Source organism: Haloferax volcanii DS2 (genome assembly GCF_000025685.1).
Taxonomy (GTDB): domain Archaea; phylum Halobacteriota; class Halobacteria; order Halobacteriales; family Haloferacaceae; genus Haloferax; species Haloferax volcanii.
In genome coordinates, this window is the sequence record NC_013967.1 from 479,570 (window position 1) to 502,827 (window position 23,258).

At 68.1% G+C, this 23,258-nt stretch carries 16 protein-coding genes and 1 pseudogene; 6 read left to right on the forward strand and 11 right to left on the reverse strand.

Annotation, left to right across the window (positions count from 1 at the left end; genetic code table 11):
• Positions 1 to 93: 93 nt before the first annotated feature.
• The 4 genes from kdgK1 to mutS form a co-directional block, all read right to left on the reverse strand.
• Positions 94 to 1,056: a bifunctional 2-dehydro-3-deoxygluconokinase/2-dehydro-3-deoxygalactonokinase gene (gene kdgK1 / locus HVO_RS07340; protein WP_004044382.1), complete on the reverse strand. Its 963-nt coding sequence runs from the start codon at positions 1,054 to 1,056 to the stop codon at positions 94 to 96.
• A gap of 88 nt (positions 1,057 to 1,144) precedes the next feature.
• On the reverse strand, positions 1,145 to 1,447 hold the full coding sequence (locus HVO_RS07345) for a hypothetical protein (RefSeq protein WP_004044381.1): 303 nt from the start codon (positions 1,445 to 1,447) through the stop codon (positions 1,145 to 1,147).
• A 133-nt stretch (positions 1,448 to 1,580) separates the two neighbouring features.
• Positions 1,581 to 3,788, reverse strand: a complete 2,208-nt coding sequence (gene mutL / locus HVO_RS07350; RefSeq protein ID WP_004044380.1) for a DNA mismatch repair endonuclease MutL — start codon at positions 3,786 to 3,788, stop codon at positions 1,581 to 1,583.
• Positions 3,785 to 6,559, reverse strand: coding sequence for a DNA mismatch repair protein MutS (gene mutS / locus HVO_RS07355; protein WP_004044379.1), 2,775 nt, complete (start codon positions 6,557 to 6,559; stop codon positions 3,785 to 3,787). Before mutS ends, mutL begins: the two co-directional genes overlap by 4 nt.
• 284 nt (positions 6,560 to 6,843) lie before the next feature.
• Between mutS and HVO_RS07360 the strand changes: the two genes are divergently transcribed.
• The 4 genes and pseudogenes from HVO_RS07360 to HVO_RS07375 all read left to right on the forward strand — a co-directional run bounded on the left by HVO_RS07360 (position 6,844) and on the right by HVO_RS07375 (position 13,686).
• Complete coding sequence (locus tag HVO_RS07360) at positions 6,844 to 8,022, forward strand: ABC transporter substrate-binding protein (protein WP_218623822.1); 1,179 nt, start codon at positions 6,844 to 6,846, stop codon at positions 8,020 to 8,022.
• Complete coding sequence (locus tag HVO_RS07365; protein ID WP_004044377.1) at positions 8,019 to 10,514, forward strand: methyl-accepting chemotaxis protein; 2,496 nt, start codon at positions 8,019 to 8,021, stop codon at positions 10,512 to 10,514. The genes HVO_RS07360 and HVO_RS07365 overlap by 4 nt, the downstream gene beginning before the upstream one ends.
• Before the next feature lie 206 nt (positions 10,515 to 10,720).
• On the forward strand, positions 10,721 to 12,391 hold the full coding sequence (locus HVO_RS07370; RefSeq protein ID WP_004044376.1) for a methyl-accepting chemotaxis protein: 1,671 nt from the start codon (positions 10,721 to 10,723) through the stop codon (positions 12,389 to 12,391).
• A gap of 296 nt (positions 12,392 to 12,687) precedes the next feature.
• Positions 12,688 to 13,686, forward strand: a pseudogene (locus HVO_RS07375) (IS110 family RNA-guided transposase).
• Positions 13,687 to 13,969: 283 nt separating this feature from the next.
• On the opposite strand, the gene ubaA reads toward HVO_RS07375, so the two are convergent.
• Complete coding sequence (ubaA, locus tag HVO_RS07380; RefSeq protein WP_004044375.1) at positions 13,970 to 14,782, reverse strand: SAMP-activating enzyme E1; 813 nt, start codon at positions 14,780 to 14,782, stop codon at positions 13,970 to 13,972.
• A gap of 136 nt (positions 14,783 to 14,918) precedes the next feature.
• Here ubaA and HVO_RS07385 point away from each other — a divergent pair, with 136 nt between their 5' ends.
• Positions 14,919 to 15,272: a rhodanese-like domain-containing protein gene (locus HVO_RS07385; protein ID WP_004044374.1), complete on the forward strand. Its 354-nt coding sequence runs from the start codon at positions 14,919 to 14,921 to the stop codon at positions 15,270 to 15,272.
• A gap of 86 nt (positions 15,273 to 15,358) precedes the next feature.
• Here HVO_RS07385 and HVO_RS07390 read toward each other — a convergent pair whose 3' ends face one another.
• The 5 genes from HVO_RS07390 to HVO_RS07410 all read right to left on the reverse strand — a co-directional run bounded on the left by HVO_RS07390 (position 15,359) and on the right by HVO_RS07410 (position 19,782).
• On the reverse strand, positions 15,359 to 15,550 hold the full coding sequence (locus HVO_RS07390) for a hypothetical protein (RefSeq protein ID WP_004044373.1): 192 nt from the start codon (positions 15,548 to 15,550) through the stop codon (positions 15,359 to 15,361).
• A gap of 106 nt (positions 15,551 to 15,656) precedes the next feature.
• Complete coding sequence (locus HVO_RS07395; RefSeq protein ID WP_004044372.1) at positions 15,657 to 16,247, reverse strand: 50S ribosomal protein L15e; 591 nt, start codon at positions 16,245 to 16,247, stop codon at positions 15,657 to 15,659.
• Positions 16,248 to 16,475: 228 nt separating this feature from the next.
• Entirely contained in the window at positions 16,476 to 17,552 is a 1,077-nt protein-coding gene (locus tag HVO_RS07400) for a sugar ABC transporter permease (RefSeq protein ID WP_004044371.1), read from the reverse strand.
• Positions 17,549 to 18,484: a carbohydrate ABC transporter permease gene (locus HVO_RS07405; RefSeq protein WP_004044370.1), complete on the reverse strand. Its 936-nt coding sequence runs from the start codon at positions 18,482 to 18,484 to the stop codon at positions 17,549 to 17,551. The genes HVO_RS07400 and HVO_RS07405 overlap by 4 nt, the downstream gene beginning before the upstream one ends.
• 5 nt (positions 18,485 to 18,489) lie before the next feature.
• Positions 18,490 to 19,782 carry a substrate-binding domain-containing protein gene (locus tag HVO_RS07410; RefSeq protein WP_004044369.1) on the reverse strand — a complete coding sequence of 431 codons (1,293 nt, stop codon included), beginning with the start codon at positions 19,780 to 19,782 and terminating at the stop codon, positions 18,490 to 18,492.
• A 230-nt stretch (positions 19,783 to 20,012) separates the two neighbouring features.
• Between HVO_RS07410 and HVO_RS07415 the strand changes: the two genes are divergently transcribed.
• Positions 20,013 to 21,152, forward strand: a complete 1,140-nt coding sequence (locus tag HVO_RS07415; RefSeq protein WP_004044368.1) for an ABC transporter ATP-binding protein — start codon at positions 20,013 to 20,015, stop codon at positions 21,150 to 21,152.
• A gap of 60 nt (positions 21,153 to 21,212) precedes the next feature.
• Here the strand turns inward: HVO_RS07415 and HVO_RS07420 are convergent, their stop codons facing one another.
• Positions 21,213 to 23,219 carry a hypothetical protein gene (locus HVO_RS07420; RefSeq protein WP_004044367.1) on the reverse strand — a complete coding sequence of 669 codons (2,007 nt, stop codon included), beginning with the start codon at positions 23,217 to 23,219 and terminating at the stop codon, positions 21,213 to 21,215.
• Between the last annotated feature and the right edge of the window lie 39 nt (positions 23,220 to 23,258).

Below are 23,258 nucleotides of genomic sequence, written 5' to 3' on the forward strand. Positions count from 1 at the left end.
TCGACTGTGACGGAAAATCGTTATCGTCGGTGGGTCGTCCGATTTCGCTGACGGGTCGGCGTGCGACTGCGAGCTACCGCGGGTGACTGCGCGCTACCGCGAGATGCCGTCGCCCTCCTCCGCGACGACGCGCTCGACGTCCTCGGGGGTGACGACGGCGATGTCGCCCTCGACGGTCCGCTTGAACGACGCCGTCGCCGAGGCCCACTCCAGCGACTCGGTCACGCTCCCGCCGTCGAGGTGCTTCGCGAGGAAACCGCCGACGAAGGCGTCGCCGGTGCCGATGGCGTCGTACGTCTCCGTTTCGTAGACGCCCTGTTCGGACACCGCGCCGTCGGACACCGCGAGCGACCCTTCCTCGCCGCGGGTGACGACGACGGTTTCGATGTCGTAGTCATCGGCGAGCCCGCGGGCGACCGACTCGGCGTCGCCGTCGCGCCCGAGGACGGTCGCCGCGTCGCGCTCGGCGGCGAAAAGCAGGTCGACCGAGTCGAGCAGGTCGCGGTAGACTTCGGCCGCCTCGTCGGGCGACCAGAGTTTCGTCCGGTAGTTCAGGTCGAAGGCGGTCGTCGTCCCGGCGTTCTGGGCCTCGTCGAGCACGTCGGCGGTGGTCTCGGAGAGCGTCTCGGAGAGCGCGGGCGTGATGCCGCTCGTGAAACACACCTCGGCGTCGCGGACGGCGTCGAGGTCGAACTCGCCCGTCTCCAGCGTCGTCACGGCCGCGTCGGCGCGGTCGTAGACGACGTTCGTCGGGCGCGGTGACGCCCCGTGTTCGAGGTAGTAGACGCCCTGTCGGGCGTCCGCGTCGTCGGTCCAGACGACGCCGTCGGTGTCGACGCTGTGGCTCCGGAGTTCGCTGACGATTCGCCGGCCGAGCGGCGAGTCCGGGAGCTTCGAGAACCACGCGGCGTCCCGGCCGAGTCGGGCGGCGGCGACGGCGACGTTCGACTCCGCGCCGCCCGCCTGCACTTCGAGTTCGCGGGCGGTTTCGAGTCGCTCGCCACGCGGCGGCGACAGCCGAAGCATCGTCTCGCCGAAGGTCACGAGTGCTGTCATGGACGGCCGTTCGCAGGCGCGATATAAACGTCCGGCGTTGCCGACGAGGTTCGCGCCCGCGGTTGATTCGGTCGCCCTTCCGGCCGGCTCACGCGGCCGTCAGCCGCCGGACGAGATAGATGAACGCGATGGGGATGCTCAAGAACGGAACCGCAATCAGGTAGTAGACGGGCGAGGGAACCCAGTCGCTCTCGCGGGCGAGGTCCAGTCGGTCGGCGTGCAGCGCTAGCGGGCCGACGACCACGGCGGCCACGGTCCCGTAGAGCCGAATCGCCTGTCCGGCCGCGTCGGCCCACGGGGGGACGCTCGGCCCCGTCGCCGCGGTGAAGAGATACGAGACGACGAGCACCAGCGGCCCGAAGCAGACGCCCAGAACGACCAGCGGGTTCATCGCCTCCACCGTCTCGGTGCCCGGACTTGAATCCTCGCCGCGGCTATCGGTTCCAAGAATCGGGATCGGTGGCGAGACCAGCGTCACGAGACGGCCGACCCGACTCGACCCGCCCCAACGCGACCCGCTCGGACTACTCCTCGCGTCGCCGCCCGCCGTGGCCGGGGTAGTCGCGCTCGAAGCGCGAGGCGATTTCGTCGCGGTCGAACTCGACGATGACCGGGCGGCCGTGGGGGCAGGCGTAGGGGTTCTCGCAGTCGTCGAGCGCCGCGAGCAGGTCGAGCACGGAGCCCTCCCGCAGCGACGTGTTGCCCGTAATCGAGGGGTAACACGCGAGGTCCGACAGCAGTTCGTCGGCGACGGCGTCGACGGTCTTCCGGCCGCCGTCGACCTCCTCGCGGACGAACGCCGTCAGCGCGTCGCGGAGCAGTTCGGGGTCGAGCGCGGCGTCGAACACCGCCGGGACGGTGCGCACCGAGACGGTCCGCTCGCCGGTCCGCCCGGCGTGGAAGCCCACCTGCGCCAGCGCCTCGCGGTACTCCTCGAACAGCGCCGCCTCCCGCGCGGTGAGTTCGAGGTCGACCGGCTCGGCCAGCGCCTGCGTCGGCGTGTCGCCTTCGACCTCGCCTCTCAGGCGCTCGTAGTTCACGCGCTCGTCGGCGGCGTGCTGGTCGACGAGCACCAGTCCCTCGTCGGTCTCGGCGACGATGTAGGTGTCCGAGAGTTGGCCGATGATTCGCATCGACGGCAGCGAGTCGAACTCGGGTGAGAGGTCCGCCTCCTCGCCGGAGAGGTCGCGCTGGGTCGTCGGCGCGGCGATGCGCGAGGGAGGGCTTCGGGGCGCGTTGTCGTCCGCCCCCGAGTCGACCGACGACGCCTCGTCCGGTGTCGACCTCGATTCGCTCCCGTCGTCGGTCGAAAGCGACGACTGCTCGGTCGTCTCCGGCCCCGGCGCGAGGTCGTACTCGCGGGGCGGCGTCGGCGGCGCGGACGACGGCACCGAGGTCGGGCCGGACGACTCCGTAGTCTCGGCGGACGCACCGGAGTCGTCGCCGGCAGCGGGGTCGCCGGACCCGGCGCCCGAGTTTCGTTCAGTTGCAGGTGTGGTGTCCGTGTCGGCGTCGTCGGTCGCGGTCGAGTCCGCCCGAGCGCCCGATTCGCGGGCCTCCCGCGCCGACTGCACGTCCCGCGCGGACGGGGGGTCCGCGTCGTCGTCTGTTTCGCCGTCCGGCTCCGATTCCCGGACTTCGTGGGGGTCCAGTTGGGTCGCGTCGTCGCCCGACGAGCCGGGTTCGATGGCCGCTTCGTCGGCTTTCGACCGGCCTCGCGGGGCCGACGACCGGACGAGGCCGTGGCTTAACAGGGCGTCTTCGACCGCTTCGGTCACCTCGCGTTTGACGCCGGCCTCGTCGTCCCAGCGGACCTCCATCTTCCGCGGGTGGACGTTCACGTCCACGGCGTCGGGCGCGACCTCGACGAACAGCACCGCGAAGGGGTAGCGGTCCGCGTCGAGTTGGCCGCCGTAGGCGTCGAGGACGGCCTCGCGGAGCACGCGGTCGGTGACGTAGCGGTCGTTGACGAACGTCGAGAGGTAGTCGCGGGTGCTCCGGGTCGTCTCGGGGTGGCTCACGAGCCCCGAGACGGAGACGCCGGGGGCGTCGTGGTCCACGGGGACCATCGACTCCGCGACCTCGCGGCCGTACACCGAGAGCACGGTCGACTGGAGGTCGCCGCGGCCCTCGGTGGCGAACACCTCGCGGTCGTCGTGTTCGAGCGAGACGGCCACGTCCGGGTTGGCGAGGGCGTAGTGCGTGACGACCGCGTTGACGTGGTCGAACTCGGTCGCCGTCGTCTTGAGGAACTTCCGGCGGGCGGGCGTGTTGTAAAACAGGTCGTCGACCTCGACGACCGTCCCCTTGGGACAGCCGGCGGGTCGAATCGACTCGACCTCGCCGCCCTCGTACTGCAACTCGGTGCCCACGTCGCCGCCGCGGGGCTTCGACCGGATGGTCAGCCGCGACACCGCGCCGATGGTGTGGAGCGCCTCGCCGCGGAAGCCGAGGGTGCCGACGCCGGCTTCGAGGTCCTCGATGTCACCGATTTTGCTCGTCGTGTGCTCGCGGACGGCGAGTTCGAGGTCTTCCTCGCTCATGCCGACGCCGTCGTCGCGGATGCGGACGCCCTCAACCCCACCGGCGTCGACGGCCACGGAGATGCGCGTCGCGTCCGCGTCGAGGCTGTTTTCGAACAGCTCTTTGACGACCGAGGCCGGTCGCTCGACCACCTCGCCGGCGGCGATGCGCTGGACGGTCTTCTCGTCGAGCTGTTTGATGTCGCTCATTCGCCGTCACCGCCGTCGAGTTTCGACTGCCACGCCTGCACCTTCGCCATCAGGTCCAGCGGCGACGTGTCGTTCACGTCGGTCGATTGCAGTTCGTCGAGGACGGCTTCCGTCTCCGGGTCCAGCGCGGCCTCGGCCTCGGAGTCGGACCCGGTCCCGGCGCGGTCCGCTTCAGCACTCCCTTCGACGGCCGCGGCCGCGTCCACCGAGCCGTTGCCGGCCGCACCCGTTCCAGTCGCGCCGTTCGCGGGCGCGCCGGAGCCAGCCGAATCGTCGCCGTCGCCGCCAGAGTCGCCGGCTTCGGCAACCTTCATCTGGCCGCTCCCCACGTCGAAGACGGCCTGCACGGGCTCCGAGGTGCCGGAGCCCTTCGCCTCGATTGCCTTCTCCTCGCGGAGTCGGTCCAGCACGTCGCCGGCGCGGTCGACCACCGGGCGCGGAACCCCCGCCAAATCTGCGACGTGAATCCCGTAGCTCCGGTCGGTCGGGCCGTCGACGACGGTTCTGAGGAACGTCACGTCGCCGTCGCGCTCGTCGGCCGCGACGTGGACGTTGGCGACGCGGTCGAGGTGGTCCGCGAGGCTCGTCAGTTCGTGGTAGTGCGTGGCGAACAGCGTCTTCGCGCGCACCTCGTTGTGGAGGTACTCGGTGGCCGCCCACGCGATGGAGATGCCGTCGTAGGTCGCGGTTCCGCGGCCCACCTCGTCGAGGATGACGAGCGAGTCCTCGGTGGCCGAGTGGAGGATGTTCGAGAGCTCTTGCATCTCGACCATGAACGTCGAGCGGCCCTGCGCGAGTTCGTCCAGCGCGCCGACGCGGGTGTAGATGCCGTCGACGACGCCGACGGTCGCGGAGCGAGCGGGCACGAAACTGCCGACCTGCGCGAGGAGCGTGATGAGCGCCGCCTGCCGCATGTACGTCGATTTGCCGGACATGTTCGGTCCGGTGACGATGAGGAAGCCGCGCTCGTCGTCCATGCGGAGGTCGTTCGGGACGAAGTCGGTCGTCGTCTCCACGACCGGGTGGCGACCGGCCTCGATGTCGAGCGCTCCGGCCTCGGTGAGTTCGGGGCGCGTCCACCCGTTGCCGGCGGCGTGGGTGGCGAGCGACGCCAGCGCGTCCACCTCGGCGATGGTCCGGCCCACGTCTTGGAGGAGTTCGGCGTGCCGGGCCACGCGCTCGCGGAGGTCCTCGAACAGTTCGTATTCGAGGTCGCCGCGGGCCTCTTCGAGCCGGAGAATCTCGCGTTCTTTCTCCTCTAACTCCTCGGTGACGAAGCGTTTGGAGTTCTTGAGCGTCTTTATCTGCCGGTAGTGGTCCGGCACTTGGTCCGCGACCGACTTGCCGACCTGGATGTAGTAGCCGTCGGTCTTGTTGCGGTCGACGGTGACGTGCGAGAGGCCGTGGTCCCGCTTTTCGCGGTCAGCGAGCGTGTCGAGCCACGACTTTGCCGACTCGTGGCGCTCGATGAGGTCGTCGAGTTCGTCGTCGTAGCCCGTCTGGAACAGGCCGCCTTGCGTGACCGTCTTCGGCGGGTCCTCGGCGAGCGCGTCGGCGAGGTCCGTCCGGAGGTCGGCCGCGGCGTCTCGGTCGGGCCGCGAGACGACTTCCGCGAGCGGGGAGTCCGCGAGTTCGGTCCCCTCGATGGCGTCGGCGAGGGCGGGAAGCACCGAGAGCGTGTCGCGGACCGAAAGCAGCTCTGACGCGCCGGCGCTCCCGGACGCCGACCGGGAGGCGAGGCGTTCGAGGTCGTACGCCCCGTCGAGCACCTCGCGGACGCGCTCGCGGGCGAGGGCGGCCGACGCGAGCGACTCCACGGCGTCGTGTCGGCGGGCGAGTTCGTCGCGGTCGCGTCGCGGTCGAGTCAGCCACTCGCGGAGGAGGCGGCCGCCGGGCGAGGTGACGGTGTGGTCTATCGTGTCGAACAGCGACCCCGAGCGGTCGCCGTGCATCGTCTCCGTGAGTTCGAGATTGCGCTGGGTGGTCGCGTCGAGTTCGAGCAGGTCCGACGGGTGGTAGACTTGGAGGCGCGTCATCGACCGGAGGACGCCCGCGCCCGTCTCCTCGACGTAGGCGAGGACGCCGCCGGCGGCGCGGGTCGCGAGGTCGGAGTCGAGGCCGACGCTATCGACCGTTGACGCGCCGAACTGCTCGCGGACGGCGTGGCGGGCGCGACCCGGCGCGAACGCCTCGGTGGCGAAAAGCGAGAAGGAGGCGTCGGTGGCCTCGCGCAGCCGCGAGAGCGTCTCGTCGTCGCTCCGCAGTTCCGGGCCGGGGAGGACCTCGACGGGGGCGAAGCGGTAGAGTTCGGCCGCGGCGTCGTCGACGGTCGCGGCCTCGGTGACGAGGAACTGGCCGGTCGTGATGTCGGAGAACGCGAGGCCGACACCGTCGCCGTCGGTCACGACGGCCGCGAGGAACTGCGCGTCGGCGCGGGAGGTTTCGAGGAGCGTGCCCGGCGTGACGACGCGCTTTACCTCCCGGCGGAGGTCGCCGGACTCGGTTTCGTACTGGTCGGCGACGGCGACCCGGTAGCCGCGCTCGACGAGCGCCTTGAGGTAGGGCGTCAGGTCGTTCAGCGGCACGCCCGCCATCGGGTACGACGACCCGTGCGAGGACTTCTGGGAGACTTTGAGGTCGAGTTCGCGGCCGACCGTCTCGGCGTCGTCGGCGAAGAACTCGTAGAAGTCGCCGCACTGCATGGCGAGCAGGTCGGCGTCGGTCTCCTCTTTCAACGAGAGGAACTGTCCGACGATTCCCTGAGTAGTCATGTCCGCACGTGGGCGGGCCGGCGGATAAAACGCTACGATGCCCCGGCCGACGGGGTCGCCGCCGCCTCGACTCGCGGCGGCCCGACGCGGCGACGCCTCGATGTGGCGTGTGATACCACGTTCCTACTTCGCGTCTAATGTTGGACGATTCTTCCAAAAATACAGCGTCTGATAATCGGCGGCCCAAAATTATATACGGGAGTTGTCTCGGGAAATCTGTGACAGTCAGGTACGATAGACGAACGTTTCTCCGCACGGCCGCCGGCGCGGTGGGGCTCGGCTCGCTGTCCGGGTGCGTGGGAACGTTCGGAACGGAGTCCGGGGAGCCCGTTCGATTCGGGGCGATGTTGCCCGTCAGCGGGTCGCTGGAGCAGGTGGGAACGCACGGCAAGCGCGCCGCCGAGCAGGCGGTCGAGGACATCAACGGGGCGGGCGGCGTGCTCGGCCGGCCGGTCGAACTGACCACCGTGGACACGGAGGGGTCCGCGTCGGTCGCGACCGACGGCTACGCCTCGCTGGCCGACGCGGGCGTCGTCGGCTTCGTCGGCGGCCTCGTCAGCGACGTGTCGCTCGCGCTCGCTCCGAAGGCGGCCGACGACGCCGTCATGGAGATGTCCCCGGCGAGCACGAACCCGCGGCTCTCGGACGCCGGGCGGGCCGACGGCCGGAAGTTCTTCGGCCGGACCGTCCCGAGCGACAGCCTCCAGGCGACCGCGATGGCGAAGATTCTCGACGCGCCGCAGTACGCCGACGCCGACCGGGTCGCCCTCCTCACCGTCGACGGGGCCTTCGGCTCCGACCTCGGCACCGCGCTCGGCGACCAACTCGACGCGGAAGTCGTCACCGAGGTCAGCTACGACCCGAGCGCGGAGGCCTTCGGCGGCGTCATAGACGAGGTGTTCGCTGACTCGCCCGACGCGGTCGGCTTCGTCAGCGTCCCCGGACAGGAACGGGGCGTCCTCGACGCCTACGGCGCGTCCGACCACGAGGCCCCGTGGGTCTTCTCGGCGGGCCTGTTCGACGGCGAGATTCCGCCCTACTACGAGGGGTTTTACAGCGCCTCGCTGTCGTCGGTTCGGACCGACGGCTACTTCCATCTCACCCAGCGGCTCTCCGACATCGCGCCGCTCCAGCCCTACGCGGCGAACGCCTACGACGCCCTGTTCCTCATGGCGACGGCGGCGGAGTACGCCGGTGAGGCGTCGGGTCCGGCCATCGCCGACGCTCTCCAGACCGTCTCGGGCGGGACCGGCCACACCGTCTCCGTCGGCGAGTTCGACCGGGTTCGGACCCTCGTCGACGCCGGCCGCGAACTGAACTATCAGGGCGCGTCGAGCGGGGTCGACCTCACGGAGGCGCTCGAACCGCTGAGTTCGTACCTCGTCGAGCGCGTCCGCAACGGCTCGGTCGAGCAGGTCGAACTCCTCCAGCGCCAGTTCTTCGAGTCCGGAGGCGGACGATGAATCCGTTTTCGCGGCTGACGAGCCTGCTCGAACGGGCGCTTCCGAACGTGATTCGCCGGCGCTACGCGGCGAAGTTCGGCGTCGTGCTCCTCCTCATCGCGGTCGTCATGGGCGGCGCGGGCGCGTACATCCACTTCGACACGAAGTCGGTCGTCGAGTCGCAGACCGAATCGCAGATTCGCGGCGCGGCGGCGACGGGGGCCAAGTCGGTCTCCGACTGGGTGACCTCGAAGGAGTCGACCGTCTCGTTCCTCGCTGAATCGCTCGCCGACCAGCCGGCGGGCACCTCGGCGGCCGACCACCAGCGGTGGCTCGAAGGGAAGCTCATCCAGCTCTCCGGCGACGTTCGCTCGCTCCACTACGTCGACGCCGACACCGGCGCGGTCGTCGCCAGCACGACCGACAGCGCGACCGGGCAGTCGCTCGACTCGCTGTCCGCGCCGTGGACCGACGACGCCTCGGCGCTGGCGTCGAGCCGGTCCGTGACCGTCTCCGCGCCCTACGAATCCGGCGGCGAGCCGGTCGTCGCGTTCGTCGCGCCCGTCTCCGGAGCCAACGGCGCGGTCGTCCTGACGGCGTCGCTCGAAGCCGGCTCCCACCAGTTCGAGTCGCCCTACGCGACCGGTGACACCAAGGTCGTCACCGAGTCCGGGACCATCCTGTTCGACAACCGCAAGGCGTCCATCCTCGACGAGTACGCGGCCGCCGACGGCTCGTCAATCGAGGCCATCGACGCCGCGATGTCGGGGCAGACCGGCTACGAGGTCGTCTCCGCCCGCACGGGCATGGAGCCCGGCGAGTACGCGATGGCGTACGCGCCCATCACCGGCACCGACTGGGTGGTCACCTACCACGTCCCGGCCGAGCGGGCGTTCGCGCTCCAGTCGCACGTGACGACGAACGTGATGTTCCTCGTCGCGTTCGCCGTCGGCGCGCTGTTCCTCGTCGGGGCGACCATCGGTCGCGGCACCGCGCGGTCCCTCTCGGTCGTCGCCCGCAACGCAGACGACATCGCCAACGGCGAGGTCGACGGCGACCTCCCGAACACCGCCCGCATCGACGAGATGGGCCGGCTGTACGACTCCTTCGAGTCGATGCAGGCGTACCTGACGACCGTCGCCGGGCAGGCCGAGGCGCTCGCGGACAAGCGCTTCGACGACCCCGTCCTCGACGAGGACATTCCGGGGTCGTTCGGCGAGTCGATGGGACAGACGCACACGGAACTCGAAGCCCTCATCACCGAACTCGAAGCGACGGCCGCCGAGTTCAGCGAGACGATGGCGGACGCCGCCGACGGCGACCTCACGCGCCGGATGTCCGAGGACGCCGACAACGACGCGATGAACGAGATGGCGCGGTCGTTCAACGACATGGCCGACGAACTCGAAGCGACCGTCGCGGAGGTCGTCGGGTTCGCCGAGACCGTCGCCGCGGCCAGCCAGGAAGTCACCGCGAGTTCTCAGGAGATAGAGCGCGCGAGCCGGCAGGTCAGCGAGTCCACGCAGGTCATGGCCGAGGGCGCGCACGAACAGCGCGAGAACCTCCGGCAGACGACGAGCGAGACGAGCAACCTCTCTGCGACCATCGAGGAGGTCGCCTCCTCGGCGAGCGAACTCGAACGCACGGCTCAACACACCCTCGAAGCGAGCGAGGACGGCCACGAGGCGGCCGCCAACGCCATCGACACCATCGAGACCGTCGAAACCCAGACCAGCCGGACGGTCGACCGCATCGAGGACCTCGAAGGCGACATGGCCGAAATCGGTGACATCGTCGAACTCATCACCGACATCGCCGAACAGACGAACATCCTCGCGCTCAACGCGAACATCGAGGCCGCCCGCGCGGGCGAGGCCGGCGAGGGCTTCTCCGTCGTCGCCAACGAGGTCAAGGAGCTCGCCGGCGAGACTAAGTCCTCCGCCGAGGAAATCGAGGCGACCATCGAGGAGGTCCAAGCGAAGTCCGCGGCGTCCGTCTCCGAGATGCGCGAGACGCGTGACGCCGTCGATTCCGGCGTCGACGCGGTCCAGACCGCCCGCGACTCGCTCGACACCATCGTCGAGAACGTCCGCGAGACGACCGACGGCGTCGACGAAATCAGCCGGACCACCGACGAGCAGGCCGCCTCGACCGAGGAGGTCGCGTCGATGATGGACCGCGTCTCGGATATCAGTGACGAGACCGCCGAGCGAGCCGAATCGGTCGCGGCCGCGGCCGAGGAACAGACCGCCTCGCTCAGCGAGGTTTCCGACGGCGCGGACCGCCTCGCCACACAGTCCGAGCGGCTGATGTCGCTCGTCTCCGAGTTCACCGTCGACCACGACGCCGCGGACCGCGACGGTGCGCGCACCGGCGCTGACACCACTCCGTCCGCCGAACTCGACGCGCCGACGACCGACGGCGGCTTCGACGGCGACGGACCCGATGACGATGGCATCGACGACGACGGCCCCGACCGCTCTGCCGACGACCGTTCCGACCGACTCGACTGACGCCGCGACCCGCCGCCGAAGCGCGGCCTCGCGGCCGTCCGAACCGTCGGTTCCCGATTCGGCCCTCCCGCGCGACCACCGTTTTTCTCGACTGTTTCGCGTCCCGCAGCCGGTTGTCGGCTGTGACCGTTTTCGTACCACCTCAGTCTCACAGTTGATAATCCGGAGCGTAGCGTTATACCGGCAATCTGCGTGGGGGGAGACATATGGACCTGCTTTCGCGACTCGCGGCGCTGGTCCCGGGGGTCGGGGCTCGGACGCGGACCGACGGCGGCGCACAGGCTGACGAACGAGGGACGGTCGCGGCGGCGGCCGAGCAGTTGCACGCCGGTGCCCTGCTCGACGGCGTGGGGACGCCGGTGTTCGTCCTCGACGCCGACGGGCGGGTCATCGCGTGGAACGACCCGATTACGACGCTCACGGGCGTTCCCGCGGCGGAGGCGCTCGGGTCGGAGCACGTGAGCGAACTGTTCTACCCGGACGGCCGGCGGGCGAAGACGCTCGCCGACAAGGTGCTCGACGACCCGCGGAGCGCCAACGTGGTCAACGGCCTCGACGTGGTCGACGAGGCCAGTCGGCTCTACCGCGACACCAGCACGATGACGGACCGACACGGCGCGGAGCGCCACATCGCCTTCACCGCCCAACCGCTGTTCGAGGGCGACGAACTGGTCGGCGTCGTCGAGGCGGTCCACGACCGGACCGACGCGGTGGAGAAACAGCGGGCGTCCGAGGCGCTCGTCGAGGAGGTCTCGACCACCATCGGGAGCCTCACCGCCGGCGACCTCTCGGCCCGGGCGTCGTTCACGGACGACCGCGGCGTCCTCGAAGACGAGACGCTGGCGGTCGTCTCGGACCTCAACGAGATGGCGACCCGGTTCGACCGCCTCGCCAGCGAGGTCGACGCCACGACCGCCGACCTCGGCGGGGCGATTCAGCGGGCCGCGACCGCCGCGACCGACATCGAATCGCAGGTCACGGAGCAGGCGGACCTCCTGTCGACGGGCGCAGAGGAGATGCAGGAGCTTTCGGCCAGCATGGAGGAGATAGCGGCCACCTCTGACGAGGTCGCGTCGGCGGCGAATCAGGCCCGCGTGGCCGCCGAAAACGGCCACGAGGCCGGCCAGAGCATCCGGTCCGCGACCGACCAGGTCATCGACATCTCCGACGAACTGCTCGACAGCGTGACCGAACTCCAACAGCGCATGGTCGTCATTGAGGAGGTCGTCGAGGTCATCGCGGAGGTCGCAGACCGGACGAACCTGCTCGCGCTCAACGCGAACATCGAGGCCGCCCGCGCGGGCGAGGCCGGCGAGGGCTTCTCCGTCGTCGCCGACGAGGTCAAACAGCTCGCGAACCAGACCCACGAGCACACCGAAGAAATCGCGGACAGCATCACCGAGATTCAGGAACAGGCCGACGAGACGGTGCTGGCCTCCGAGCAGTCGCACGAGCAGATTCAGGTCGCCTCCGGCGAAATCGAGGACGTGCTCGCCTCGCTCTCCGAAATCGCCGACGCCGCGGATTCCGCGGCCAACGGCATCACCGAGGTCGCTCGCGCGACCGACTCGCAGGCGACGAACATCGAGGAGGTCACGAGTACGATTCAGATGGCCCAAGAGCACGCGACCGCCGCCGAGGCGTCGACGACCGACATCACCGACGCGACGGCCGACCAGACGGTCGCCCTCGACGCGCTCGCTGACCGGGTGGACGCCCTCGTCGGCGGCGACGCGACGGCGGTCGAGGAACTGGACGCGATGGACTTCGACGACGCGGCCGGCAGCGCGGACGCCGACGCGGATGCCGACTCGGTTCGCGCGGCGACCGACGGCGGGTCGGACGACGAGTTCGGCGGGTTCCAGTTCGACCGGTAGCGCGCCTCCTTCCGAGACGGTGGCGCTGTTGGAAACCCCACCTACTGACAGTTTGTTGAGGCCGTGCTGACTTGATGGAAATTCTGCTATCCCTGCGGAGCGTGAATCAAGCATGGGACGCAAGAGACCGAGCTGTATTCCGTGCCCCAGAGCACGTGGTGCTGACTGGTCCGAGTGCGAAAGAAGCCGAGTTATGGGCGTCACAGCCCGGATGCCGCCGGGAGCGGCATCCGGGAAAGCCCGCATAGGTGAAGTTCTGATTCACGCACCGCCGTCCTATCCCGGAGGAACAAGCAATGTACCTCGGAATCGACTTACACAAACGGTACGCACAGGTGGCAGTAATCGACAGCGAAGGCCAGATTGTCGAAGAGGTTCGCGTCACAAACGCGAACCTCGACGATCTCGCTCGACGCTACGCTGGCTCTCGTGCGGTCATCGAGGCGACCAGCAATTACTACCACGTCTACGATACGCTCGCGGAGTACTTGGACGTAACCGTCGCTCATCCAAGTAAACTGACGCTCATCGCTCACTCCGACAAGAAAACCGACCGCGTCGACGCCAAAGAACTCGCGCGGTTGCTTCGACTCAACTCCGTTCCGCAGAGTTACGTTCCCACCGACGAGATCAGGCAAGCCCGCGCACTCGTGCGCGGGCGACAGACATTGGTCGAAGATCGCACCAAGTTCGCCAACAAGATCCACGGCTTGCTCGCTGACAACGGTATCACCCGCGAGGTGAAGCCACTGAGCGTGAAGGGATGAGAGTTCCTCCGGGAACTCTCGCTCCCGTCCCCGTGGGACGCGTTGTTGGAGTCGTACCTCGACGTGGTTGAGACCCTGACCGAGCAGATGACACAGCTGGAAGCTGCGATTGAGGAGCGCGCTGGGTCTCTACCCGAGACCCAGCTGCTCATGACGATTCCTGGTGTCAGTTACTACTCCGCGTTGCTGATCTACGCAGAACTTGGAGAAGTTGATCGGTTCGACAGCCACAAGGAGGTCGTGAGTTACATGGGGCTGACCCCGACGATCCGCGAGTCCGGCGACTCGCGGATCGAGGGTGGTATCTCGAAACGTGGTTCAGGACGGGTGCGGTGGATTTTGGTTCAGAGTGCGTACTCAGCAGTGTACACGTGTAAAGACGAGTATCTGAGCCGGTTCTTCCACCGGTTGAACCGTCGGATGACCCCGAAAAAAGCAATCGTTGCGACGGCGCGAAAACTGCTCGTCTCGATGTACTACATGCTCGTCCGGGAGGAAATCTACGATCCACCGGGGGTGAGCGCCTGAGGAAGGGAGTCTGAGGAACGCCGGACTGGCGTTCCTCAGTGGCCGGATGGAACCAGCGTGAGCGACAGCTATCGCGGAACTCGTACCGACCGCCTATCGGTTGTGGAGGTCTCAATCACCACGTTGTCCAGTGGTTTTTCACCGTTGAAGAACGAGAGACACGAGATCGTGCGAACAACTTTATCGCTAGCGGTGGTTAGTTGAGCCAGCAGAATCTCCATCAAGTCAGCACGCCACTTCTGTCAGATTCCGAGGAACGCAACGGAGCCGAGACGCGCTCTCCTCAGTCGAGGCTGATTGCGCAGCTCTCGACGTAGTCGATGTCCTCGATGGAGTCGACCCCGCCCTCGCCGCAGACGGGGCAGTCCGGGTTCGTCCGATACGGGACCGTCTCGAACGTCATGTCCATTGCGTCGTAAAACAGGAGTCGCCCGTCGAGCGCCTCGCCCTCATCCAGCAGGAGTTTCATCGCCTCCGTCGCCTGAATACAGCCGACCGTGCCGGGGAGGACGCCGAGGACGCCGGTCGTCGCGCAGTCGGGGACCGTCCCCGGCTCGGGCGCTTCGGGGAACAGACATCGATAGCAGGGTCCGTCGGGGACGAGCGTCGTCGCCTGTCCCTCGAACTTGTATATCGCGCCGTGGACCAGCGGGATTCCCTCGAAGCGACAGACGTCGTTGAGGAGATAGCGCGTCGGGAAGTTGTCCGAGGCGTCGACCACCACGTCCGAACCCGCGACGACCTCGTGGACGTTCGATTTGTCCACGCGGGCTTCGACCGGTTCGACCGACACGTCGGGGTTGAGCCCGCGGACGAACGCGGCGGCGCTCTCGGCCTTCGGCGTCCCCACGTCGTCGTCGCAGTGGACGACCTGCCGCTGGAGGTTGCTCCGCTCGACCACGTCGTCGTCGACCACGACGAGTTCGCCGACGCCGACCGCCGCGAGGTACTGGATGGCCGGCGCGCCCAACCCGCCCGCGCCGACGACGACGACCCGCGACGAGAGCAGTCGCCCTTGGCCCTCCGGGCCGACCTCGTCCATGATGATGTGCCGCGAGTAGCGGTCCAACTGGGTGGCGTCGAGTGAGAGCGTCATATCCCGAGGTTGGCGTCGCCCCCGAATAAAGCCGCGGCACGGGCGCGCCCCTCCCTCCGACCCCCGAACCACCGCCGCTGGCGACGACATCGCCGGAAGCGACGCGCCTTTGCCGCTCCGCCCGTTCACGTGGGGTATGGTCGCCGAGACGACGCCCGACGAACTACGCGAGAAACTGGCCGACGACGACGAGCTCGCCGTCGTCGATATCCGAGACCCCTCGTCGTACACGTCCGGCCACATCCCCGGGTCGGAGAACCTCCCGGCTGCGACGCTCGGCCCCGAGGTGTTCGACCGCGAGTGGCCCGCCGAGGTGGTCGTCTCGTGTTACGTCGGCAAGAGTTCGAAACAGGTCGCCTCGGTGCTGGACAGCAACGTCGACGCCGACGTGTCCAGCCTCCGCGGCGGCTTCGACGCGTGGGACGGCGCGGTCGAAGACGGCACCGAGAGCGAGGGCGAAGCGGACCTCGGTCCCACGTCGCCGTTCTGAGTCACTTCTGCGGACGCTTTTCGACACCCGCGAGCCACGCGGACTCACTTGCCGGGAACCGTGACGGGCGACCCGCACCGCCGGTTTCAGTTTCGAAGATAGAAGACGAAGACCGCGAGGCCGCCGAGCACCGGCAGGAGGACGAACGCGACGAAGAACCCGACGGCCCACATGTCCGCCGTGTCCATCGCGCGGCGCTTCGCGTCGCGGTATATCCACACCGCACCGAGGACCGCGGCGGCAACGAGTATCGGTCCGCTGAGTTCGATACTGACCATAGGTCGATTCGATGGTCCGGCCCCGTCCCGATAAGCGTGGGGGCCTCGGGACGGAGCTACGGCTCGGCGGTCGATAAAGAGAGAAATCGGCGCGGTGCGCGGGGCGTTACTTGCCGCGGCCGTTGCCGGCGCGGATGGAGGGACGGTTGTGTTCCGTGCCCTTACCGCGGTTCTGGAGACCGCGGTTCTTCTTGCCCGCGTTGGTGAGACCGCGGAAGGCGCGGCCCTCGTGGGTGTCGTCGCAGATCCAGTTGAGGTCGTCGTCGTTCTGGATGGCCGGGTGCTCGGGGTCGACGAGGATGACTTCCTGCCACTTCTGGGAGCCGTCCTGTCCGACGCCGTAGGAGTTCAGCACGCGCAGGTTGGGGTGCTTGCGGGAGGCGCGCTCCTCCGCGATGCGCGGGATGGACTTCCGGCGGCCGATGCGGTTGACGCCCTGGCGCTTCGTGCGGCGGCCGGCCTTGTGGCGCTGTTTGCGCGCGCCGCCCTTGCGGACGGAGACGCGGACCACGATGATGCCCTGCTTGGCCTTGTAGCCGAGCTCACGGGCCTTGTCGAGGCGGGTGGGGCGCTCGATGCGCTCGATAGCGCCCTGGTTGCGCCACTCCTGTTTTCGCTGCCACTGGAGTTCGGCCAGCTTGCCTTCCTTCGGGGTCTTCCACGCTTCCTTGATGTGGGAATAGAAGCTTCGTGCCATTGTGTATCACCGCGGGCGCTTGCGATTCAGTCCGTCGGGGAACTCCCCTGAGACCACATTTCGTCCCGTGCGTGACGGGTGCCCTCTGGCGTGCCCGCGTTGCCAGCGAGTTGGCGGAACTACCAACAGGGGAGGGTTAAGGACTTCGGATTCTCACGGCGCGCGTGCCACCGACTCACGTGGTGAGGCGGCCGAAAAGGACGGTATCGAGGGTGCGCTCGATGCGGCTCAGCCTTCCATCCCGCCGAACGACAGGCCACCTTCGATGTAGCGCTGTGCGAACAGGTAGATGAGCATAATCGGCGCGGCGAACGTGAGTGCGAACGCCGAGAACCGGGCCCACGGGATGGAGTACCGGCCGACGAGCGAGTACAGCCCGACGGGCAGGGTGTAGTTGTCCGTCGAGAGCAGCGTTTGGGCGACGACGAACTCGGTCCACCCCGTGAGGAAGGTGAAGATGAACACCGTCGCCAGCCCCGCCTTCGACAGCGGCAGGATGATCTCCGTGACGATTTTCCACGACGGCGCGCCGTCAATCATCGCGGCCTCCTCGTAGGAGACGGGAATCCCGTCCATGTACGTCTTCAGGAGCCACGTGTTGAACGGGACCGCGGTGGCGGCGTAGTACGCCGACAGCGCGAGCTTGCTGTCGTTGAACCCGAACTGGACGAACAGGGCGTACAGCGCGATGAGGAGCGCGACGCCCAGCCCGCCGCCGATTTGGGTGAACAGCACGTAGCCGTACAGCACCTTCGAGCGCCCGATGAACTGCCGGCGCGACAGCGCGTACGCGCTGGGGACGATGAGACACATCGCGAGCAGCACCGTCGGAATCGCCACGGTGAGGCTGTTCGCGAAGAACCGCTTGAACTCGGAGGTCTCCGTGACCCCGTACTGCGACACGTCGAGGAACGTCAGTTCGGGCGTCTGCAAGAACACCTCGTAGCCGCCGAGGCCGAGGCTGATGCGGTAGCTCGGGACGATGAGGTCGCCGATGACCCACAGGAACGGCTCGATGGTCGGGTCGGCCGGCCACAGGCGAATCCCGCTCGACGAGTACAGCGACGCGCCGGTGCCCGAGAAGGCCCCGACGGCGACCCAGTACAGCGGGAACAACAGGAGCGCGACGACGACCGCGGCACCGAGGGTGATGCCGGCGGTCTTCAGCACCGTCGCGGGGCTGACGCGCCCCTCGCGGATGCCTTCGAGGGTGTACTTGGCGTCCTTAACCGACTCGACGGGAGCCATCGCGGCGGTCCGCGCGTCGGCGGCGAGTTCGGCCGCGATGTCGGAGATGACGCTCATGCGTCGTCCACCCCGTCGGCGAGCTGTCCTTTCTTGACGTTTAGCATCATGAAGACGCCGATGACGGCCACGGCGACCAGCATGATGGCCGCGCCCTCACCGTACTTCTGGAAGCGGAACGCCTCGCGGTAGCCGTAGACGATGAGCAGTTCGTTCGTCCGCGACGGCCCCCCCTGATTGAACACGTACGGGATGAGGAACTGCTGGAACGACGCAGCGGCCGTGAGAATCGAGGCGAACAGCACGGGGCGCTTGATAGAGGGAAGCGTCACGTGCAGGAAGCGGGCGAAGAAGCCCGCGCCGTCTATCATCGCCGCCTCGTGGAGCTCCTCGGAGACGTCCTGCAAGGCGCTCACGGTGATGATGACCATGAACGGGTACGCCAGCCACGCCTCGGTGACGTTGTAGGCGAGGAAGGCCATCCAGCGCTCGGAGAGCCAGGCGATGGAGTCGAGGCCGGCCATCCGGAGGAACTGGTTGGCGAGGCCGAACTCGGCCGAACTGAAGATGCCGCGCCAGATGGTGATGGTGAAGATGCCCGGGAGGCCGAGCGGGATGATGATGAGCGCGCGCATGAACCGCTTGCCGCGGACGCGCTCGCCCGTCACCACGAGCCCGATGCCGAGGCCGACGAGCACCTTGAGCGCGACCGACGTGGCGACGAACAGCCACGTCACGCCCATCGAGTTCCAGAACTGGCCGTCCGAGAGGACCGTCACGTAGTTGGCGAGGCCGACCCACTGCTCTTTGCCCTGGAACAGCGTGGCCGGCTCCGCGTTGGTGAACGAGAGATACACCAGGTACAGGACGGGAAACAGCATGAACGCGAGGAAGACGAACAGCCCCGGCAGTACCAACAGCAAGGGCAGGTCGTCCTTGCTCACCACCGGGCTGTCCGCGACGCGCTCGACGGCGCTGTCGACGACGCTCATCGTCCTTACTCCCAGTTAGACCGGATGTTTTCTTCGGCCTTCGTGAACGCGGATTCGAGCTCCGCGTCGCCGTTTTTCACGCTGTTGAAGGCGTCTTCGAGCGGCCCCCACACGTCGCCCATGTTCGGGTGCGTCGGGATGGGGGTGCCGAGCGAGACGGACTCCGAGAAGCCCTGGACGGCCTCGGGGAGGTCGCTGCTCGAAGCGAGTTCCTTGTGGACCGGGATGTAGCCGAACTCCTCGGCGTTCGCCGAGAGCACGTCGGTGTCCGTGGTGTACCACTCGGCGAACGCGCGGGACGCGGCCGCCGTCGCCTCGTCGCCCTCCAGCGTCGAGGTGAAGTAGAGCTGCTTGACCGTCGTGTACGGCTCGGGCTCGGCGTCGCCCTCGGGCGAGGGGAGCCGGGCGATGCCGGCGTCGATGTCGTTGGAGCGAACGTCGCCGAGGAACCACGGCCCGTTGATGGCGAAGGGCGCGTTGCCCTCGAGGAAGACGGCCGCCTGCGGGTCGTAGCCCGTGTCCTTCGGCTGGTACGGGACGAAGTTGTCGAGGATGAACTGGAACCCGTCGAGGGTCGCCTCGTTCGACAGGCCGAGTTCGACGTTCGACTCGTCGAAGTAATAGCCGCCGAAGGCGTGCGCCCACGCGCTCATGAAGTAGGCGTTCAGCGGGTAGCTGAGACCGTACATCCAGTTTTCGGGGTCGTGGTACTCCTCCATGATGGCCTTCATGTCGGCGATGGTCTCGGGCGCTTCGTCCACCATCTCCCTGTTGTAGATGAGGCCGACGGTCTCGGCCGCGTAGGGGAGCGCGACGGTCGCGCCGTCGAACTGGACCGCCTCCTGTGCGGGGCGGGTGTAGACCGAGAGGTCCACGTCCAGCTGGTCGCTCTGGTCCGAGAGGAAGCCGTTCTGATAGTACTCGCCGGTCCAGTCGTGGGCCCAGTCGAACATGCCCGCGCCCTGCCCGGCGGGGATGGCGGAGGTCGTCTTCTTCCGGAGGTCAGCGATTTCGGCGGGTTTGGCCGTGTGGGCCGTCTCCGAGGTGAACGTCTCGGCGTTGGCTTCGAGCGCCTCCTTCTCGGCTTCCGCGCGCTGGTGCCAGAGCGTGAACGTCCCGCTCGGCCCCGCGGACTCGGTCTCCGCTCCGGCGGTGGTCTCCTCGCTACCGTCGTCGCCCTCCGCACCGCTCTGTTCGGACGTCTGTGTCGAATCGGTCTCCGACACGCCCACGCAGCCCGCGAGTGCGCCGACGGCCGTCGTGCCTGCCAGTTGCTTCAGGATTGTGCGGCGGTTCATTGGCATAACTAATCTATGATGAACTATGTATTCATATATTTAATAGTTCGGAATGACGCCCGCATTCGCGGCGAAAATCGCCAATGAGACGGGCATCGTGAATTCGTGGAAACGACGATAGAGCGGTTCTACACAGCACTATCGAGTTTTTGAAATTCAATACGAACTATTGCATCACAAATTCAGAAAATAGGAAAACGATTATGGACGATGGGAACAGACGGGGAGTAATGGCACGTCTCACACTCGAAGCGCTTCGCAAGGAGTACGACCGGGGTCGCGTCGTCGCCGTCGAGGACCTCTCGCTCGACGTCGAGGACGGCGAGTTCATCACCGTCGTCGGCCCCTCTGGCTGCGGGAAGTCGACGACGCTCCGCATGGTCGCGGGGCTCGAATCGCCCTCCGGCGGCACGATTCGAATCGGCGGCGAGGACGTCACGGACCAGCACGCCCGCAAGCGCGACGTGGCGATGGTGTTCCAGAACTACGCGCTGTACCCGCACAAGACCGTCATGCAGAACATGGCGTTCGGCCTGCGGATGAGCACCGACCTCTCGAAGGACGAGCGCCGCGAGCGCGTCCGCGAGACGGCGGCCATGATGGGTATCGAGGACCTCCTCGACGACAAGCCCGACGAGCTTTCGGGCGGGCAGAAACAGCGGGTCGCGCTCGGCCGCGCCATCGTCCGCGAACCCGACGTGTTCCTGTTCGACGAGCCGCTTTCGAACCTCGACGCGAAGCTCCGCACCACGATGCGGACCGAGATTCAGCGCCTCCAGAACGAACTCGGAATCACCTCGCTGTACGTCACGCACGACCAGGAGGAGGCGATGACGATGGGCGACAAAATCGTCATCCTCAACGACGGGAAACTCCAGCAGGTCGGCCGCCCGAAGGACGTGTACGAGAACCCCGCCAACGAGTTCGTCGGCGGCTTCGTCGGCTCTCCCTCGATGAACTTCCTCGACGTGTCGGTCGAACGCGAGGGCGACCGCCTCGTCCTCGCCGGCGACAGTCCCTTCTCGTACCGCCTGTCCGAATCGTTCTCGGCGACGCTCCGCGAGGCGACGGACGCGACCGACCTCCGTGTCGGCGTCCGCCCGGAGGACGTGGTGACTGCCTCCTCCGGCGAGAACGTCGTCGACTCGACCGTCGGCGTCGTCGAGCCCATCGGCTCGGACAACTACCTCCACCTCGACATCGGCCCCGATTTCATCGCCCGCGTCGACTCGGACGTCGAACCCGAGACGGGCGAGACGGTCGGCGTCACCTTCGACGAGTCGGACCTCCACGTCTTCCACCCGCGGACCGGCGAGTCGCTCCTCTCCCGCGAATCGAAGCGGCGGGCGGCCCCGACGCAGCAGGCGTGAAGAAGTAGTTCGCTGTTTTCTCGCGGTCCCTCGTTGTTCGACAGCCGCGTCGCCGCCGACTTACTCCCCGTCGAAGGCGCCGTCGGCGTCGAGCGTCGCCAGCGTCGCCAGCCGAAGCGCGTGCGGCCAGCCGAGCGGCGTCGCGCTGTCGGGCGTGCCGACGTCGAAGAACTGCTCCGCGAGGTAGCCCTCGTCGGTACAGAGCGGACCGTCGGGGAGGACGAGGTCGAGGAGCGCGCGGCCCTCGTCGGCGAACGTCCCCGCCCGGTCGTCGTCGTGGGCGGCCAGCAGGGCGGCGAGTTCGACGCCGGTGTTCGCGCCCCACGCGGTCGAGACGGTCCAAACCTTCTCCGAGGACTGCTCGCGCATCCGCCAGTCGTCGCCCTCGAAGCGGACCAGCCCCTTCACCTCGCTGTCGTCGGGGTCGTGCCAGAGGCCGTCGAAGACGGACTCGACGTGGCGGACGAGTCGGTCCAGCCGGTCGTCGTCGACGGCTTCGAGTCGGTCGTAGGTCCGGTGGGCCGACGCGAGCGCGAGCGCGGCGGAGTCGTAGCGGTCGTCGAGTTCGCCGTCGGCGACGCGGAGGGCGTAACAGTCGCGGCCCTCGCTCCAGAGGCGGTCGATGCCCTCGTACACCTCGCGGGCGCGCGACGCGGCGCGGTCGGTCAGCGCCGAATCGAGGCCGGACAGCGCGAGCGCGGCGTAGGCTTCGAGGAACGTCGCGGCGGTGTGGCTGAACCGGCCGGTCATGTTCTCCCACGCGTTCTGGCAGTCGACGGGGAGGCCGTCGTCGTCGAGGGTGTCGTCGAGGCTGTCGAGGGCGCGCGAGAGCGTCTCCTCGATGTCGGTGCGGAGGTCGTCGTCGGCACAGCGGTCGTGGTAGGCCGCGAGGAAGGCGATGACGCTCCCCGTCTGGTCGGCCTGATAGTCGGCGTCGTCGCCGGATTCGAGGCGGGCGTTCGCCCACCCGGGCGCGAGCGACCCGTCGAAGGGCCAGACGCGGTGGGGCCACGAGCCGTCCTCGCGCTGGGTGCGGCAGTAGGCGCGGGCGCTGCGCTCGTGCCACGCGTCGAGGCCGAGGTCGAGTCGCTCGTCGGACTCGAAGAGGAACGTCGAGATTTCGGCGTCGTCGCGGAACCACGTGTAGCCGTAGCCGCCGGAGTAGGCGTAGTAGGGGTCGAAGTCGGGGCCGGCGATGCGGAGGCCGAGCGCCCCCGAAAGCAGCGAGAGCACGCGGATGTCGTCGCGCATCGCGGCCGATTCGCGGTGGTCGGGAACCGCGCCTTCGACTTCCGTCGCGGCGCGCTCGCGGAGGTCGTCGAGGTCGCGGGCGACGAGGTCGCGGACGCGGTCCAGCGCGTCCTCGCGACCAGTCTCGGTGTCGTCGGTGAGCAGGTGGCCGACCGCGGCCGCGCCCGATTCGAACGGGACCGTGCCGACGACCGCGCCGCTCAGTTGCCCCTCCTCGTAGCAGTCGTCGGTGCGGGGTCGCGGCAGTTCGACCTCGCCCTCCGAGAGCAGTTCGTCGAAGCCCTCGGGCACGCGCCCCTCGACGTGCTCGAAGGCCGGCGACGACGCGAGGAAGTCGTGTTCCTCGGCGTGGTACGCTTCCACCGCATCGCCGTGGGTCAGTTGTCCGACGAGCGTGTCGCGGCCGTCGGGCTGGAAGTGGACGAAGGCGACGAGTTCCACGTCGGCGTCGGTCTCGAACCGGCTGACGTGCCCGTCGTCGATTGCGAGGTCGTACTGCGTCACGTCGCCGTGGGGCGTCTCGTGGTCGGTGACGACGAGCGCGCCGTCGCCCGCGTACGACTGGCTCGCGCCCTCGTCGAACCAGTGGACGCCGGCGTCGTCGCCGACGGGGCGGACGCCGAACCGGGAGCGCTCGACGCCCCAGAGCCCGGACAGCGGGTAGCCGAAGTCGCGGAGCGAACCGTCGGTCTCGACGTGGACCAACCGGTCGCCGAGACCCGAAAACAGGCCGCTGGTCGTCCGTCGCTCGCCCGGGAACCGCGTCGGGTGGTCTGCGTGCCGCTTGTAGTCGGCCAGCGCGTCGCGTAGTTGCATTGCTGAGTCGTGGGAGCCCCGCAGATAATAATCTTGGTG

Coding starts and splice junctions, on each gene's coding strand:
- kdgK1 (WP_004044382.1), bottom strand. CDS start 1,056: ATGACAGCACTCGTGACCTTCGGCGAGACGATGCTTCGGCTGTCGCCG.
- HVO_RS07345 (WP_004044381.1), bottom strand. CDS start 1,447: ATGAACCCGCTGGTCGTTCTGGGCGTCTGCTTCGGGCCGCTGGTGCTC.
- mutL (WP_004044380.1), bottom strand. CDS start 3,788: ATGAGCGACATCAAACAGCTCGACGAGAAGACCGTCCAGCGCATCGCC.
- mutS (WP_004044379.1), bottom strand. CDS start 6,559: ATGACTACTCAGGGAATCGTCGGACAGTTCCTCTCGTTGAAAGAGGAG.
- HVO_RS07365 (WP_004044377.1), top strand. CDS start 8,019: ATGAATCCGTTTTCGCGGCTGACGAGCCTGCTCGAACGGGCGCTTCCG.
- HVO_RS07370 (WP_004044376.1), top strand. CDS start 10,721: ATGGACCTGCTTTCGCGACTCGCGGCGCTGGTCCCGGGGGTCGGGGCT.
- ubaA (WP_004044375.1), bottom strand. CDS start 14,782: ATGACGCTCTCACTCGACGCCACCCAGTTGGACCGCTACTCGCGGCAC.
- HVO_RS07385 (WP_004044374.1), top strand. CDS start 14,919: ATGGTCGCCGAGACGACGCCCGACGAACTACGCGAGAAACTGGCCGAC.
- HVO_RS07390 (WP_004044373.1), bottom strand. CDS start 15,550: ATGGTCAGTATCGAACTCAGCGGACCGATACTCGTTGCCGCCGCGGTC.
- HVO_RS07395 (WP_004044372.1), bottom strand. CDS start 16,247: ATGGCACGAAGCTTCTATTCCCACATCAAGGAAGCGTGGAAGACCCCG.
- HVO_RS07400 (WP_004044371.1), bottom strand. CDS start 17,552: ATGAGCGTCATCTCCGACATCGCGGCCGAACTCGCCGCCGACGCGCGG.
- HVO_RS07405 (WP_004044370.1), bottom strand. CDS start 18,484: ATGAGCGTCGTCGACAGCGCCGTCGAGCGCGTCGCGGACAGCCCGGTG.
- HVO_RS07410 (WP_004044369.1), bottom strand. CDS start 19,782: ATGAACCGCCGCACAATCCTGAAGCAACTGGCAGGCACGACGGCCGTC.
- HVO_RS07415 (WP_004044368.1), top strand. CDS start 20,013: ATGGCACGTCTCACACTCGAAGCGCTTCGCAAGGAGTACGACCGGGGT.
- HVO_RS07420 (WP_004044367.1), bottom strand. CDS start 23,219: ATGCAACTACGCGACGCGCTGGCCGACTACAAGCGGCACGCAGACCAC.